This window comes from Nocardia puris (assembly GCF_003315035.1).
Classification (GTDB): Bacteria; Actinomycetota; Actinomycetes; order Mycobacteriales; family Mycobacteriaceae; genus Nocardia; species Nocardia puris.
In genome coordinates this window covers 800,089-816,385 of record NZ_QNRE01000001.1, presented here as the reverse complement: position 1 = coordinate 816,385, position 16,297 = coordinate 800,089, and the positions used below count along the sequence as shown (strand labels likewise).

The following is a 16,297-nucleotide window of genomic DNA, read 5'->3' as shown; positions in this document are numbered from 1 at the left end:
GAGTCGTTACCCTGGAGCCGTCGCGCCCCGGCTCCGACCGGCGGTTAGCATGGCTGGTCACCCCGCGCAGCACGCACCGGCCACCGCGCACGGAAAGGTCGTCGAACTTGCATCTCAAGAGCTTGACGCTGAAGGGCTTCAAATCCTTCGCGTCCGCGACGACGTTGCGGTTCGAACCGGGCATTACCTGCGTGGTCGGGCCGAACGGCTCCGGCAAGTCCAATGTCGTCGACGCGCTGACCTGGGTGATGGGCGAACAAGGCGCGAAGGCCCTGCGCGGCGGCAAGATGCAGGACGTCATCTTCGCGGGTACCGCGGGCCGCGCGCCGCTGGGCCGCGCCGAGGTGACCCTCACCATCGACAACTCCGACGGCGCGCTGCCCATCGACTACGCCGAGGTGTCCATCACCCGGCGCATGTTCCGCGACGGCGCGGGCGAATACGAGATCAACGGCAGCTCCTGCCGCCTGATGGACGTGCAGGAGCTGCTCAGCGACTCCGGCATCGGCCGGGAGATGCACGTCATCGTCGGGCAGGGCCAGCTCTCCGCCATCCTGGAATCGCGGCCCGAGGACCGGCGCGCCTTCGTCGAGGAGGCGGCCGGTGTGCTCAAGCACCGCAAACGCAAGGAGAAGGCGGTCCGCAAACTCGAGGCGATGCAGGCCAATCTGGCGCGCCTCACCGACCTCACCACCGAGCTGCGCCGCCAGCTCAAACCGCTGGGCCGCCAGGCCGAAGTGGCCCGCCGCGCGGCCACCGTGCAGGCCGACCTGCGCGACGCGCGGCTGCGCCTGGCCGCCGACGACCTGGTCACGCGCCGCCGCGAGCTGGAGAGCCAGCAGAGCAAAGAGGCCTACGCGCGCGAACAGCAGATCACCGTGCAGGCCGAACTGGACGCCGCCAACGCCGCGTTGACCCAGGGCGAGTTCCAGCTGTCGAAGCTGACGCCGAGCGCGGAGGCGGCGGCGCAGACCTGGTTCCAGCTCTCGGCGCTGGCCGAGCGGGTGAACGCGACCATCCGCATCGCCGAGGACCGGGCCAGGCATCTGCACACCGACGCGCCGGTGGGCACCGGTCGCGATCCCGAACAGCTCGAGGCCGAGGCCGACCGTGTGGAGGCCGAGGAGGCCGAACTGCGCGAGGCCGTCGAGATGGCGGTGGAGACGCTGGAGGCCGCCCGCGACGCGCTCGCCGAACGCGAGCACGCCGCCAAGGCCGCCGAACAGGCGCACCTGGCCGCCGTGCGGGCCATCGCCGACCGGCGCGAGGGCCTGGCGCGGCTCTCCGGCCAGGTCGACACGTTGCGCACCCGGGCGCAGTCGGTGGACGCCGAGATCGCCCGCCTCTCGGTCGCGATCGCCGAGGCGCGGCACCGCGCCGAGGCCGCACAGGCCGAATTCGACACGGTCCAAGGCGAACTCGGCGAACTCGACGCCGGGGAGGAAGGGCTCGACGCCCAGCACGAACACGCCGTGCAGGCTCTCGAGATCGCCGACCGGCGGGTGACCGAACTGCGCGAACAGGACCGCGACGCGAGCAAGCTCGTGGCCTCGCTGACCGCCCGCATCGAAGCGCTCGGCATGGGCCTGGCCCGCCGCGACGGCTCGGCCTGGCTGGTGGAGAACCACGCCGACGGATTGCTCGGGCCGCTCTCGGGGCTGCTGCGGGTGCACGCCGGATTCGAAACCGCCGTGGCCGCCGCGCTGGGCCCGCTCGCCGACGCCGTCACCGCCGAGACCGGCGACGCGGCGCACGCGGCCGTGCGGGCGTTGAAGGAGGCCGACGGCGGGCGCGCCGCCCTGGTGTTCACGGCGGCCGCCGCGCCCGAGCCCGCGCGCGAGGCGCTGCCCGGTGGGGCGCGCCGGCTCGCCGAGGTGGTGGAGTGCCCGGAGGCGGTGCGCGCGGCCGTCGCGGCGCTGACCGCAGGCATCGCCGTGGCCGACGACCTCGCGGCCGCGGCCGAACTCGTCGCGGCCCGCCCCGACCTGCGGGTGGTCACCCGCGACGGCGACCTCACCGGCACCGGCTGGCTGGTCGGCGGCTCCGACCGCGCGCCCAGCCAGCTCGAGATCCAGGCCGATATCGACACCGCGCGCGCCGAACTCGTCGCCGCGCAGCGCCGCGCCGAGGAACTGGAGGCGGCGCTGTCCGGCGCGCTCGCCGAACAGGCCGACCGCAAGGAAGCCGTCGACCACGCGCTGCTCTCCCTGCACGAATCCGACCAGGCGCTGATGGCGATCTACGACCGGCTCGGCAGGCTCGGCCAGACCGCCCGCACCGCGCAGTCCGAGGGCGAGCGGCTGGGCGCCCAGCGCGCCGAAGCCGAGGCCGGGCGCGAGGAAGCGCTCTCGGCCCTGGCCGATCTCGAGGACCGGCTGCGCCACGCCGAACTCGAACAGGCCGACGTGGACGCCGACGGGCTCGGCGCGGCGGGCACCGAGACCGCGGGCCGCGACCGCGAGGAGGCGGCCGCCGCGCTGGCCGAGGCCCGCTCCATGGAGGTCGAGGCCAGGCTCGCCGTGCGCACCGCCGAGGAACGCGCGGAATCGGTACGCGGCAAAGCGGATTCGCTGCGCCGGGCCGCCCGCGCCGAACGCGAGACGCGGGCCCGCGCCGAACGCGCGCAGGCCGCGCGCAAGCGGGCCGCGGCGGTCGCGGCCGCCGTCGCCGAGGCGGGGGCCCGGGTCGCGGCGGAACTCGAGCGCGTGGTGGCCGAGGCGAGCGCCCGCCGCGACGAGCTGGTGCGCCGCCGCACCGAATGCGCCGCGCAAGTGGACCAGGTGAAGGAGCGCGTCCGGGCGCTCGGCACCCAGCTGGCCCAGCTGACCGACGCCGTGCACCGCGACGAGGTGGCCAAGGCGCAGGCGGCGCTGCGGATCGAACAGCTGGAGACGACCATCGCCGAACAGTTCGGCATCGCGCTGTCGGACCTGGTCGCCGAGTACGGGCCCGAGGTGCCGCTGCCGCCCTCGGCGCTGGAGATGCAGGAGTACGAGCAGGCCAAGGAGCGGGGCGAACAGGTCAGCCCGCCGCAGCCCATGCCCTACGACCGGGCCAGTCAGGAACGACGCGCCAAGCGCGCCGAGAAGGATCTCCAGACCCTCGGGAAGGTGAATCCCCTGGCGCTGGAGGAGTTCGCGGCGCTGGAGGAGCGCTACAACTTCCTGTCCACCCAGCTCGAGGACGTCAAGAACGCGCGCAAGGACCTGCTCGACGTGGTGGCCGAGGTGGACGCGCGCATCCTGCAAGTGTTCACCGAGGCGTACGCCGACGTGGAGCGCGAGTTCGTGCAGGTTTTCGCGAAGCTGTTCCCCGGCGGTGAGGGCAGGCTGGTGCTCACCGACCCCTCCGACATGCTCACCACCGGCATCGAGGTGGAGGCGCGCCCGCCGGGCAAGAAGGTCAAGCGCCTGTCGCTGCTCTCGGGTGGCGAGAAGTCGCTGACCGCCGTCGCCCTGCTGGTCGCCATCTTCCGCGCCCGGCCCTCGCCGTTCTACGTGATGGACGAGGTGGAGGCCGCGCTCGACGACACCAACCTGCGCAGGCTGATCGGCCTGTTCGAGCAGCTGCGGGAGAAGAGCCAGCTCATCGTCATCACCCACCAGAAGCCCACCATGGAGATCGCCGACGCCCTCTACGGCGTCAGCATGCGCGGAGACGGCATCACCCAGGTGATCTCACAGCGGTTGCGCAGCGGGGACATGGCCGCCGCACCGGCATAGGGCGGGCAGGTCTGCGCGGGCGAGTGCAGCGGCAGATCAGCTCCACAGGTCATCGCGAGCGGGCAGCGTGACAGTGCCCGACTCGAGGTCGACCAGCGGATCGTCGCCGGATATCCGGTCGTCGAGCTTGGCGACCGCGATCCACTCCTTGTGCTCGTGGATGTGTCTGCGGGACGGGCCGAAGATCTCATCGACTTCCGCGCCGACAGGGTCCCGCCGCCCGCGCCACCTCCGGAAGAAGCTCACCGCGTCCAGCGTACGCATGGTCAGCGGGCCGGAACCGGGGTGAAACGGCGGGGTTGCCAGACGCGCCCGCCGCCGTTCGGCACCGCGTTGCCGAACTGGACGTCGGCGAAATGGCAGCCGTAGCCCAGGGTGCCGGGTGCGGCCAACTGTTCCACCAGGCCGTGGCGGACGTCGGCCGAGCGCATCGGGTCCAGATCGGCGACGGCGGACAGTTCGGGGTGGGCGATCTGCAACGACGAATGCAGCGCGTCGCCGAACGCGATCAACCGCTGCCCGTGTGACTCCAGGACGTAGCCGGTGTGCCCGACGGTGTGGCCGGGCAGCGCCAGGGCGCGCACGCCGGGGAAGATCTCGTCGCCCTCCTCGACGGGACTCACCTGTCGCTCGAACATGGCCAGCATCTCCGGCCGGGTGCCCGACATCGCGGCGAGCGCGCGCTGCCGCCACTCCTGCGCGCCGACGAACACCCGTGCGTGGGTGAACGGCGGACGCGGCTGCCCGGGCGCCGCGCGCCACAGCCAGCCGAAGTGGTCGGCGTGCAGGTGGGTGAGCGCGACGGACTCGACCTCGGCGGGCGTGCGCCCCGCCCGGGCGAGGCTGTCCAGCAGCGCGCCGCCGCGCAGGATGCCGACCCCCGTCCGGTAGACCAGCGGCCCGAATCCGGCGTCGATCAGCATCGCCCGGGTGCCGTGCTCGACCAGCAGCCCGCCGACGCTGCCGACGAAACAGTCGTCGGCGAGGTATTCGCCGTGCCCGCGCCAGAACTCCTCGGAGGCGGCGGGCAACCAGGCGCGCGCGTTCATGGTGGTGAGCCCGTCCGGCAGATACGTGACGGTGAGCTCACCGCACGACACGGTGCGGATCGGTGCGGGGTTGGTCAAACGCTCGGCGATCGGATCCATCGCGGCTCGGCTTTCCTGCGGCGGTGCGTGCGGCGTGAGTGGCGCTGATGTCCGATGACTCTAGCCGTGTTTTCCGCCACTGTCGCCTCGGGCGGCACGAATGGCATTGTCAGACTGAGGATTTCGTTATGAGGTCGGTCAACTGCGCGGGCAGTCGGGGAGCCCCTGGCACCCGCGGAGTGACCGTTCGCGCGGGGTGCGCCGGGGCCGGTCCCGCGCCACCCGCGCGGGACCGGCCCGCGCCTAGAGCAGATCGCTGACGTCGTCGGGGACGTCGACCGCGTACTTGCGCAGGATTTCCATGGAGATCACTTCGAGCGCGTTCTCGTGGGTGGCGGCCAGCACCACCGGCGCCGCGACACCGTCCTCGTGCGCGTGCAGCCACCGCACGGCGACCACGCACCACCGGTCCCCGGGTTGCAGGCCGGGGAAGTTGTTCTCCGGCCGCGGCGTACTCAGATCGTTGCCGATGGACGCCTGGTGCTCCAGGAACTCCGCCGTCACGACGGTGCACACCGTATGGCTGCCGAGGTCCTCCGGACCGGTGCTACAGCACCCGTCCCGGTAGAAGCCCGTCAGCGGATCGGTGCCGCACTCTTCCAGCGGCCCCCCAAGCACGTTTCGATCGGTCACGCCGCCGATCCTATTGTCACTTCGCGAGAAGTTCCGCAGGACAAGAAATCTCGTGGGGCCGAGTGTCGCGGCGCGACCGGCGCACGGCCGCGCTCATCAGGGGCGATGTGTTCTGCAAGGATGGTCGGCGTGAGTTCCGAAGCCTGGATACTGATAGCCGCGATCGCCGCCGTGCTACTGGTGGCGCTCGTCACCGGATTCATCCTCTACAAGCGCAGGCGGGTGTCGATCGCCGCGCCGGAACCGGACAAGGAGCTGACCGACCGCTCCGGCGGGTACACCGCCTCGGGCGGGTTCTCGTTCAGCCAGGGCGGCACGGCAACCGCACCGCGACCCGACCCGCCCCTGCTGGAACGGACCGACGACGAGGGCCAGCCGCACGTCGGCGACGACGCGGCCATCCCGCGCGACGCGCCGAAGCGCGGCATCACCAACGTGCGGCTGCCGGAAGCCGACGTCTTGGAACCCCCGCAGCCCACGTCGACGGCGCCGGCCGCCGACACCGAGGAACCTCCGAGGGCCGAGCCGGCCACCGCCGACCCGGCGGACACGACGTCGACCACCGATACCACGCCCTCGGACGCGAAACCCACCGAGATCGCGCCCTCGGACACCGCACGCGCCGAGACCGCGAAACCCGCCGAGACCGCACCGTCGGACACCGCACGCGCCGAGACCGCGAAACCCGCCGAGACCGCACCGTCGGACACCGCACACGCCGAACCGGAAACCCTGGAACCGGCCCCGGCGATCCCCGACACCCCCGCCGGTGTCGAGACCGCCCCCGGACTCGAGGAGATCGAGCCCACCGCGGGCCGCCTCGTACGCCTGCGCGGCCGCCTGTCCCGCTCCCAGAACGCCGTGGGCAAGAGCCTGCTCGGCCTGCTCGGCGGCGGCGACCTGGACGAGGACTCGTGGGAGGAGATCGAGGACACCCTCGTGCTCGCCGACCTCGGCACCGCCAGCACCACCGCCGTGGTGGAGCGGTTACGCGAGGAACTGGCCGCCCGCAGCGTCCGCACCCCCGACCAGGCCCGCGCCGTTCTGCGTGACGTGCTGGTCGAGGCGCTGCGCCCGGAACTCGACCGTTCCATCCGCGCGCTGCCACATCCCGATCACCCGGCGATCCTGCTGGTCGTCGGCGTGAACGGCACCGGAAAGACCACCACCACCGGCAAACTGGCCCGGGTCCTCGTCGCCGACGGGCGCCGCGTGCTGCTCGGCGCCGCCGACACCTTCCGCGCCGCCGCCGCCGACCAGTTGCAGACCTGGGGTGAGCGCGTCGGCGCCGAGACCGTGCGCGGCAAGGAGGGGGCCGACCCGGCCGCCGTCGCGTTCGACGCGGTGGCGGCGGGCATCGACCGCGGCGTGGACGCGGTGCTCGTGGACACCGCGGGCCGCCTGCACACCAAAACCGGCCTGATGGACGAGCTGGGCAAGGTCAAGCGCGTGGTGGAGAAGAAGGCCGCGGTCGACGAGGTGCTACTCGTGCTCGACGCCACCGTCGGCCAGAACGGGCTCACCCAGGCGCGGGTGTTCGCCGAGGTGGTCGACATCACCGGCGTGGTGCTCACCAAACTGGACGGCACCGCCAAGGGCGGCATCGTGTTCCAGGTGCAGCACGAGCTGGGCGTCCCGGTGAAGCTGGTCGGGCTCGGCGAGGGCTCCGACGACCTCGCGCCGTTCGAACCGGGCGCGTTCGTGGACGCGTTGCTGGGCTGAGCGCGACGAGGGCACGGTACGAATCGTCTCAGCGCGAATCGGATCTACCGGACACACGGCCGGGCGGGTGACTCCGGCCGTGGCCGTTTGCGCATCGGATGCTCTCGACACGCACCTCACAGCGGGTACGAAACCTCCGGTGCACGCCACGAAACCTGGTAGCAACACAACCGCGCTATCCGTTCACGCAGGTGAAACACGACAGCTCAACAGATGAAACACCGAGTGAGGACCCTTCTGTGCAGGCTTACGTCGTTGCCGGCGAAGCCCGAGATGAGGAGGAACAAAGGTGGTGAATCCCGTAATCCTGGCGGCGCCGGAGATCGGTGTGCCCGACACAGGTGACACGGCTTGGTTGCTGACCAGTGCGGCCCTCGTGCTGCTCATGACGCCCGGGTTGGCATTCTTCTACGGCGGCATGGTCCGCAGCAAGAACGTGCTGAACATGATCATGATGAGCATCAGCGCCATGGGCGTTGTCGCGGTGCTCTGGGTGCTGTACGGCTACTCGGTGGCCTTCGGCACGGACAAGGGAAGCCTGATCGGCGACCCCACCGAATTCTTCGGGCTACGCACCCTGCTGGCCGGTTTCGGTGAGGAGTCGGTCGGCGTCCCGCTGGTCGGCACGATCCCGGCGACCGTCTTCGTCGCCTTCCAGGCGATGTTCGCGATCATCACCGTGGCCCTGATCTCGGGCGCCGTGGCCGACCGCCTGAAGTTCGGCTCCTGGCTGGTCTTCGCCGGCATCTGGGCGACCCTGGTCTACTTCCCGGTCGCGCACTGGGTGTGGGGTGGCGGCTGGATCATGTCGAAGGTGGAGGCCATCGACTTCGCCGGTGGCACCGCCGTGCACATCAACTCCGGCGCCGCGGCGCTGGCTCTGGCGATCGTGGTCGGCAAGCGCGCGGGCTGGCCCAAGACCCCGTTCCGTCCGCACAACCTGCCGTTCGTGATGCTGGGCGCGGCCCTGCTGTGGTTCGGTTGGTTCGGCTTCAACGCCGGGTCGGCCGTAGCCGCCGATGGTGTCGCCGGGTTCACCTTCGTCACCACCCTCGTCGCCACTGCCGCCGCCATGCTCGCCTGGTTGCTGGTGGAGAAGATCCGCGACGGCAAGCCGACTTCGCTCGGCGCGGCGTCGGGCATCGTGGCGGGCCTGGTCGCCATCACCCCGTCCTGCTCCTCGGTCAACGTGCTCGGCGCGCTGATCATCGGCGTCATCGCCGGCGCGGTCTGCGCCCTGGCGGTCGGCCTCAAGTTCAAGTTCGGTTATGACGACTCGCTCGACGTCGTCGGCATCCACCTGGTCGGCGGTGTCCTCGGCACCGTGCTGATCGGCCTGGTCGCCGCGCCCGAGGCTCCGGCCGGCGCGGAGGGCCTGTTCTACGGTGGTGGCCTGGAACTGCTCGGCAGGCAGGCGCTCGGCGCGGTCGCCGTACTCGCCTACTCGTTCGTCGTCGCCCTCGCGATCGCCTACGTCATCAAGCTGACCATCGGCCTGCGCGCCAGCGAAGAGGAAGAATCGGTTGGCATGGACGAGTCGGAACACGCGGAAACGGCATACGATTTCGCTGCTGTGGGTGGCACGGCACGCTCGGCCGTCAAGGAGGCATGACGAACATGAAACTGATCACCGCAATCGTCAAACCGTTCACGCTCGAGGACGTCAAGACCGGACTCGAAGCGGCGGGCGTGCTGGGCATGACCGTCAGCGAGGTGCAGGGCTACGGGCGCCAGAAGGGACACACCGAGGTCTATCGCGGCGCGGAGTACTCGGTGGACTTCGTCCCGAAGGTCCGCGTCGAGGTCGTAGTCGACGACGCCTCGGTGGACAAGGTCGTCGACGTGATCGTCGAGGCCTCGCGCACCGGCAAGATCGGTGACGGCAAGGTCTGGGTCACCCCGGTCGAGTCGATCATCCGGGTCCGGACCGGCGAACGCGGTACCGACGCACTGTAAGCGCGACTAGCGGAAATCGAGCGGCGGCTCCGCTCCCACCGGACAAGCCCGGTCGGGACGGGGCCGCCCTCAGTTGGATGGGCGGTGTGGGTTGTGGGTAGTGGAGACGGGGCCGGCAAGGGCGGCGAACGGGTGTCGAACGGGGCGGCGGATCTGGTGCGGGCCCGTAAGCAGTTGCTGGACGGCGGATTGCCGCGCAATCCGCGCCTGGACGCCGAATCGCTGCGGGCCGCGCTGGTAGACCTCTACGAACTGTGGCTCACCAGCAAAGGCGCCGAACTGGGCATCACCGCCGACAGTGGACTGGCCATCGTCGCCGTGGGTGGCCTCGGGCGCCGGGAGATGCTGCCGTACTCCGATCTGGACCTGGTGCTGTTGCACGACGATGTCGACCCGGCCCGGGTCGCCGAGGTCGCCGATCAGCTCTGGTATCCGCTGTGGGACGCCCACATCAAGCTCGACCACAGCGTGCGCACCGTCCCGCAGGCGCTGCGGGTGGCCAACGACGATCTGATCGCGGCGCTCGGCATGCTCGAGGCCCGCCACATCGTCGGCGACGCCGAGCTGAGCAATCTGCTCATCGGCGGGGTGCGCCGGGAGTGGCGCACCGGGATCCGCAACCGCTTCGACGAGCTGATCACCCAGGCCAAGGCCCGCTGGCAGCGCAGCGGCGAGATCGCCCACCGGGCCGAACCCGATCTGAAGAACGGACGCGGCGGACTGCGCGACATCCAGCTGCTCGACGCGCTCGCCATCGCGCAGCTGACCGACGCCATGCCGGGGCTCGGTCCCGAGGTGCCCGGCGGCGGCCTGAAGCACGCGCACCGCAGGCTGCTGGATGTGCGCACCGAGTTGCATCGCGTCGCCGGACGCGCCCGCGACCAGTTGCGCGCGCAGGACGCCGACGAGATCGGCGCGGCGCTGCGCATCGGCGATCGCTTCGATCTGGCCAGGACGCTGAGCGATTCGGCGCGGACGGTGAGCTACTCGGTCGAGGTCGGGCTGCGCACGGCGGCGAACGCGCTGCCGCGGCGCGGGCTGGCCCGGCTGCGCCGGATGCCGGTGCGGCGACCACTCGATGAGGGGGTGGTCGAGCACGCGGGCGAGGTGGTCCTGGCCAGGGACGCGCGCCCGCAACGGGATCCGGGGCTGATCCTGCGGGTGGCGGCCGCGTCGGCGCAGACGGGGTTGCCGATGTCGGCCACCACGCTCAACCGCCTGTCCGAGGACGCGCCCGAACTGCGCGAGCCGTGGCCGAAGGACGCGCTCAACGATCTGCTCGTGCTGCTCGGGTCCGGGCGCGGCGCGATCGGCGCGATCGAGGCGCTGGACCGCACCGGGTTGTGGGGCCGTCTGCTGCCGGAATGGGGCGCGGTGCGCGATCTGCCGCCGCGCGATGCCCTGCACACCTGGACCGTCGACCGTCACCTCATGGAGACGGTCGCCTACGCGAGCGCGCTGAGCACCCGGGTGGCCCGCCCCGACCTGCTCGCGCTCGGCGCGCTGATGCACGACATCGGCAAGGGCCGCCAGGGCGACCACAGCGTCGTCGGCGCGGAACTGGCCACCCACATCGGGCGCAGGCTCGGGTTGTGGCCCTCCGACGTGCGCACGCTCAGCGCCGTCGTGCGCCACCACCTGCTGCTGCCCGACACCGCGACCCGGCGCGACCTCGCCGATCCGGAGACCGTGCAGTACGTGGTGGACGCCCTCGACGGTGACGTGCAGACGTTGGAATTGCTGCACACCCTCGCCGAGGCCGATTCGCTGGCCACCGGTCCCGGCGTGTGGGGCGATTGGAAGGCCTCGCTGATCGGCGACCTGGTGCGGCGCTGCCGCCTGGTGATGGCGGGCGACGAGCTGCCCGCGCCGGAGCCGATCGCGCCCGAACTGCTGGCGAAGGCCGCAGCGGGTGGCGTGCACGTCACGCTGGAGCCCGGCGAGGGCAAGTACACCTATGGGATCACCGTGATCGCGCCCGACACCTCCGGGCTGCTGTCGGAAGCCGCGGGCGTGCTGGCGCTGCATTCGCTGCGGGTGCTGTCGGCCTCGCTGGGCGGCGAAGGTGCTTCGGCGGTCAATACTTTCGTGGTGGCGCCCAAATTCGGCGACCCGCCCGACGCCGGACTGCTGCGCCAGGAGCTGATCCGCGCCATCGCGGGCGATCTGGATCTGCCCGCGTTGCTGGCCAAGCGCGAACGGGAGGCCGCGGGTGCCGGCCCCAGCCCGTACGCGCAGGCCGCGCCCCGGCTGATCTGGTCGTCCACCTCGACACCGGGCCAGGTGATCCTGGAACTGCGCGCGGAGGACCGGATCGGCCTGCTCAGCAGGCTGGCGGCCGCGTTCGCCGCGTGCCGCGCCGATGTGCGCTGGGCGAAGGTGGTCACCATGGGCGCGGCCGTCGTGGACTCGTTCTGCCTCGACCTGGGCGCCGACGACGGCCCGCAGCGGCGCGAGGCCATCGAGAAGGCCGTGCTCGACGTGGTCCCGCACCCCGCGCCGAAACGTCCGGAGGACGCCGACGCCGCGGTGAGCGACTCGGCGTCGTAGCGTTGCGAGAGATTTGCTCGATAGCGTCTCGCGTACCTGCCTGCGCCCCTTACGATCGGAGCGTTCCACTAGCGCGAGCACGAGGGGAGCAGGCCGGTGGCAATTCAGGTGGTGGCGGCATCGCTGATGACCAGCGACGAGACCACCCACATGGCGCGCTGCGTCGGCGAGGACCGCTGGGTCGTGTCCTGGTTGCCCGGCCGCACGCTGACCGGTCGCCAGGCGGTCACCGCCATGACGATCGCCATCGCCGTCGCCGCGAAAACGCCACCGGCCGAGGTGGATACGGCCGAGCTCGACGACCTCGCGCTGGAACTCGGGCTCACCGGACGCGAGGCCGCCTCCATGGTCGGTCTGGAGAACCACGACTATCGCGGGCCCGCCGCCCGGCGCCGCCGCTCGCTCGACCAGCGCGCGCGATGACGCACCGCCCGCGCGGGCGGGTGGACGATCCCATTACTCTGGGAGGCAATTGACGTCATTCGAGATCAGGAGCGCGATCGGTGTTCGAATCCCTGTCCGACCGGCTAACCGGTGCCCTGAAAGATCTGCGCGGTAAGGGGCGTCTGTCACCGGCCGACATCGACGCCACGTGCCGGGAGATCCGGTTGGCCCTGCTCGAGGCGGACGTCGCGCTGCCCGTGGTGCGCGGTTTCATCGCCAGGATCAAGGAGCGCGCCAAGGGCGCGGAGGTCTCCGCGGCGCTGAACCCCGCCCAGCAGGTCGTCAAGATCGTCAACGAGGAACTCGTCGGCATCCTCGGCGGCGAGACCCGCAGGCTGAACCTGGCCAAGAACCCGCCGACCGTGGTGATGCTCGCCGGTCTCCAGGGCGCCGGTAAGACCACCCTGGCGGGCAAGCTCGCGAAATGGCTCAAGGGCCAGGGGCATCAGCCGCTGCTGGTGGCCTGTGACCTGCAGCGCCCCGGCGCCGTCACCCAGCTCCAGGTGGTCGGCGAGCGCGCGGGCGTGCCCGTGTTCGCCCCGCACCCCGGCACCTCCGTCGGCGGTGGCGAGAACCCGCTGGGCATCACGGCGGCTGATCCGGTCGCCGTCGCGCGCCAGGGCGTCGAGGAGGCGAACGCCAAGCAGTACGACGTGGTGATCGTCGACACCGCGGGCCGCCTCGGCATCGACGAGGAACTCATGCGCCAGGCCGCGGGCATCCGCGACGCCGTGCAGCCCGACGAAACGCTGTTCGTCCTCGACGCCATGATCGGCCAGGACGCCGTCAACACCGCCGAGGCGTTCCGCGACGGCGTCGGCTTCACCGGCGTGGTGCTCACCAAGCTCGACGGCGACGCGCGCGGTGGTGCGGCCCTGTCGGTGCGCAACGTCACCGGCGCGCCGATCCTGTTCGCGTCCACCGGTGAGAAGCTCGAGGACTTCGACGTCTTCCACCCCGACCGCATGGCCAGCCGCATCCTCGGCATGGGCGATGTGCTCACCCTCATCGAGCAGGCCGAACAGGTCTACGACGCGCAGCAGGCCGAGGAGGCCGCGCGCAAGATCGGCAGCGGCGAGCTCACCCTCGAGGACTTCCTCGAGCAGATGCTGGCCATCCGCAAGATGGGCCCGATCGGCAACCTGCTCGGCATGCTGCCCGGCGCGGGCCAGATGAAGGACGCGCTGGCCGCCGTCGACGACCGGCAGCTGGACCGGGTGCAGGCCATCATCCGCGGTATGACGCCCGCCGAGCGCGCCAACCCGAAGATCATCAACGCCTCCCGCCGCCTGCGCATCGCCAATGGTTCGGGTGTGCAGGTCTCCGACGTCAACCAGTTGGTGGACCGGTTCTTCGAGGCCAAGAAGATGATGGCGAGCATGGGCCGCCAGATGGGCCTGCCCGGCGCCAACCGCCGCAACGCCAAGAAGGGGAAGAAGGGCAAGAAGGGCGGGCGCGGCCCCACACCGCCGAAGGTGCGCGGTGGGTTCCCGGGGATGCCGGGCATGCCCGCCGGGATGCCCGACCTGTCGAACATGCCCGCGGGGCTCGACCAGCTGCCGCCGGGGTTGGACGGGTTCGATCTGTCGAAGCTCAAGTTCCCCAAGCAGTAGGGGCCGTCGGCGTCCAGGTGCCGTGTCGAGGGACCGCTCACGGGCGGTGTGGGTAGGTCGCGGCGGTGCGCTCGGGTGAGCGTGGGCATCGACGATGCACCGCTTCGGTGCCGGTGACCGGGCGCGATGGCTCGGGTGTTTGCTCCGGCCGGGCGGAGCTGTGCCCGTCGGACCCGGCCCGGCGCGATCGGATCTCATGTCGGGGGGTGGAAGGCTGGAACCGGTCCGGTCTGTGCATGCCGGGTCGGGGTGGCGTACCCCCGTGTGTGGGTGGTCGTCGACTTCACGGGCGGAGTAGGTTCGGTGGAGCCGACTCGCGAGGAGGTTGCCGATGCATCTGCGTGGTGTTGTTCTGCCCGGTCACGAGGTGCGCGACCTGTGGGTGCGCGACGGGCGGGTGACCTTCGAGCCGGTGCCCGGCGCCGAAACCCTGTGCGACACAGGGTGGATCGTGCCCGGTCTGGTGGACGCGCACTGCCACGTCGGCATCCGGTACGGCGGGGGCGACGAGACTCGCGAGGGCGCGATCGCGCAGGCCGAGACCGAACGCGACGCGGGCGCGTTGCTGTTGCGCGACGCGGGCTCCCCGATCGACACCCGGTTCATCGACGAGCGCGAGGACCTGCCGCGCATCATCCGCGCGGGCAGGCACATCGCGCGGCCCAAGCGCTACATCCGCGAACTCGGCATCGAACTCGACGACGAGCGCGACCTGCCGGAGATCGTCGCCGAGCAGGCGCGGTTCGGCGACGGGTGGGTCAAGATCGTCGGCGACTGGATCGACCGATCCGTCGGCGACCTGCGCCCGCTGTGGAGCGACGCCGTGCTGAAGGAGGCGATCGACGCCGCCCACGCCAACGGCGCGCGCGTCACGGCGCACGTGTTCGGCGAGGATGCACTGCCCGGCCTGCTCGAGGCGGGCATCGACTGCATCGAACACGGCACCGGCCTCACCGACGAGACCATCGAGCTGATGGTCGAGCACCGCACGGCCTTGGTGCCGACCCTCGTCAATATCGACACCTTCCCCGATATCGCCGACAGCGCGGGCAAGTTCCCCGTGTACGCCGCGCACATGCGCGACCTGCACCGCCGCGTCCGCCGCACCATCGCCGACGCCCACGACGCCGGCATCCCCATCTACACCGGCACCGACGCGGGTGGCTCCATCCACCATGGCCGCATCGCCGACGAGATCACCGCCCTCACCGAGGCCGGCTTCTCCCCCCACGACGCCCTCGGCGCCGCCTCCTGGCACGCCCGCACCTGGCTCGGCCACAGCACCATCGAAGAAGGCGCCCCCGCCGACTTCGTCGTCTACCCCGAAGACCCCCGCACCAACCTCGCCACCCTCACCACCCCGGCTCACGTGGTCCTCCGCGGCCACGCCTACCCCCGCGCCAACCCGGTGACAGCCCACCGGTGAGCTGTGTCGGCGCCGTCGGTACGAGCGCATCGGTGCTCGGCCGCCCCTTTGGCACACGCCGGATACGGCCGGGTCGAGTGTGACGCCATATGGCTGGCTGAGGGCAGACCCGACCGTCTGAGAGGACCCCACCGGGAGGCGATTTCGGCAGACCGCGCCCGGTCTGGCAGAATGATCGACCGTCCTCATGGACAGTGTCAGCCCGTCTCCGGTTACGTACCGCGCGGCGGTCACACACTTCAAGCGTGAAACCGGGCTCGCAGACCGTGCGGGTCGCTGAATCGCGCGGTGACCAACTACCTGAAAGAGGCAGATCAGCATGGCTGTTCGCATCAAGCTCACCCGCCTGGGCAAGATCCGCAACCCCCAGTACCGCGTCGTCATCGCCGACGCCCGCACCCGCCGCGACGGCCGGGCCATCGAGTCCATCGGCAAGTACCACCCGAAGGAAGAGCCCTCGCTGATCGAGATCGACTCCGAGCGCGCGCAGTACTGGCTGGGCGTGGGCGCGCAGCCGACCGAGGCCGTGCAGCGCCTGCTGGAGATCACCGGCGACTGGCAGAAGTTCAAGGGCCTGCCGGGCGCCGAGGGCACCCTGAAGGTGAAGGCCGCCAAGCCGTCCAAGCTGGATCTGTTCAACGCCGCGCTGGCCGCCGCCGACAACGAGCCGGTCGCCGAGGCCGTCACCCCGAAGAAGAAGGCCAAGAAGGACGACGCCGCCGAGGCCGAGGCCGCCACCGAGGCTGCCGAGTAATCGTGAACGAGCGCAGCGAGCGAACCATCGACACAGCGCCCACCGGGCTCACGGCGGAGCCGAGCGCCAGCGAGGTGGAGTCGTGAGCGCGGTCGTCGCCGATGCCGTGGAGCACCTGGTGCGCGGCATTGTCGCCAATCCCGAGGACGTCCGCGTCGAGCTGATCACCGGCCGCCGCGGGCGCACCGTCGAGGTGCACGTCCACCCCGAGGACCTGGGCAAGGTCATCGGCCGCGGCGGGCGCACCGCCACCGCGCTGCGCACCCTGGTCGCCGGTATCGGCGGCCGCGGCATCCGGGTCGACGTGGTCGACACCGACCAGTAATCGG

General features: G+C 71.2%; 13 protein-coding genes. 10 read left to right on the top strand and 3 right to left on the bottom strand.

Annotation, left to right across the window (positions count from 1 at the left end; translation table 11 throughout):
- The first annotated feature begins 107 nt into the window (after positions 1 to 107).
- Positions 108 to 3,722 (top strand): chromosome segregation protein SMC, encoded by a 3,615-nt coding sequence (gene smc / locus DFR74_RS03755; protein WP_113974934.1) that lies wholly within the window; start codon positions 108 to 110, stop codon positions 3,720 to 3,722.
- A 36-nt stretch (positions 3,723 to 3,758) separates the two neighbouring features.
- On the opposite strand, the gene DFR74_RS03750 is transcribed toward smc, so the two are convergent.
- The 3 genes from DFR74_RS03750 to DFR74_RS03740 all read right to left on the bottom strand — a co-directional run bounded on the left by DFR74_RS03750 (position 3,759) and on the right by DFR74_RS03740 (position 5,503).
- On the bottom strand, positions 3,759 to 3,968 hold the full coding sequence (locus DFR74_RS03750) for a hypothetical protein (protein WP_147265729.1): 210 nt from the start codon (positions 3,966 to 3,968) through the stop codon (positions 3,759 to 3,761).
- Between the two features lie 20 nt (positions 3,969 to 3,988).
- Positions 3,989 to 4,870, bottom strand: coding sequence for an MBL fold metallo-hydrolase (locus DFR74_RS03745; protein ID WP_067514141.1), 882 nt, complete (start codon positions 4,868 to 4,870; stop codon positions 3,989 to 3,991).
- 243 nt (positions 4,871 to 5,113) lie between these two features.
- Entirely contained in the window at positions 5,114 to 5,503 is a 390-nt protein-coding gene (locus tag DFR74_RS03740) for a DUF2237 family protein (protein WP_067514140.1), read from the bottom strand.
- A 129-nt stretch (positions 5,504 to 5,632) separates the two neighbouring features.
- Here DFR74_RS03740 and ftsY point away from each other — a divergent pair, with 129 nt between their 5' ends.
- The 9 genes from ftsY to DFR74_RS03695 all read left to right on the top strand — a co-directional run bounded on the left by ftsY (position 5,633) and on the right by DFR74_RS03695 (position 16,293).
- A complete protein-coding gene (gene ftsY / locus DFR74_RS03735) occupies positions 5,633 to 7,225 on the top strand; it encodes a signal recognition particle-docking protein FtsY (protein WP_067514150.1) in 1,593 nt (530 codons plus the stop codon).
- A 307-nt stretch (positions 7,226 to 7,532) separates the two neighbouring features.
- The gene (locus DFR74_RS03730) at positions 7,533 to 8,837 is read left to right on the top strand and encodes an ammonium transporter (protein WP_067514149.1); all 1,305 of its coding nucleotides are present in this window, start codon (positions 7,533 to 7,535) and stop codon (positions 8,835 to 8,837) included.
- Positions 8,838 to 8,842: 5 nt separating this feature from the next.
- Positions 8,843 to 9,181 carry a P-II family nitrogen regulator gene (locus tag DFR74_RS03725; protein WP_067514148.1) on the top strand — a complete coding sequence of 113 codons (339 nt, stop codon included), beginning with the start codon at positions 8,843 to 8,845 and terminating at the stop codon, positions 9,179 to 9,181.
- Between the two features lie 84 nt (positions 9,182 to 9,265).
- The gene (locus DFR74_RS03720) at positions 9,266 to 11,731 is read left to right on the top strand and encodes a [protein-PII] uridylyltransferase (RefSeq protein ID WP_067514139.1); all 2,466 of its coding nucleotides are present in this window, start codon (positions 9,266 to 9,268) and stop codon (positions 11,729 to 11,731) included.
- A gap of 96 nt (positions 11,732 to 11,827) precedes the next feature.
- The gene (locus tag DFR74_RS03715) at positions 11,828 to 12,154 is read left to right on the top strand and encodes a hypothetical protein (protein ID WP_084538194.1); all 327 of its coding nucleotides are present in this window, start codon (positions 11,828 to 11,830) and stop codon (positions 12,152 to 12,154) included.
- An 80-nt stretch (positions 12,155 to 12,234) separates the two neighbouring features.
- Positions 12,235 to 13,788 carry a signal recognition particle protein gene (gene ffh, locus DFR74_RS03710; protein WP_067514137.1) on the top strand — a complete coding sequence of 518 codons (1,554 nt, stop codon included), beginning with the start codon at positions 12,235 to 12,237 and terminating at the stop codon, positions 13,786 to 13,788.
- 331 nt (positions 13,789 to 14,119) lie between these two features.
- A complete protein-coding gene (locus tag DFR74_RS03705) occupies positions 14,120 to 15,214 on the top strand; it encodes a metal-dependent hydrolase family protein (RefSeq protein ID WP_067514136.1) in 1,095 nt (364 codons plus the stop codon).
- 319 nt (positions 15,215 to 15,533) lie between these two features.
- Positions 15,534 to 15,968 (top strand): 30S ribosomal protein S16, encoded by a 435-nt coding sequence (gene rpsP, locus DFR74_RS03700; RefSeq protein ID WP_067514135.1) that lies wholly within the window; start codon positions 15,534 to 15,536, stop codon positions 15,966 to 15,968.
- An 82-nt stretch (positions 15,969 to 16,050) separates the two neighbouring features.
- Positions 16,051 to 16,293 (top strand): RNA-binding protein, encoded by a 243-nt coding sequence (locus DFR74_RS03695; protein ID WP_067514134.1) that lies wholly within the window; start codon positions 16,051 to 16,053, stop codon positions 16,291 to 16,293.
- The last annotated feature ends 4 nt before the right edge of the window (positions 16,294 to 16,297 follow it).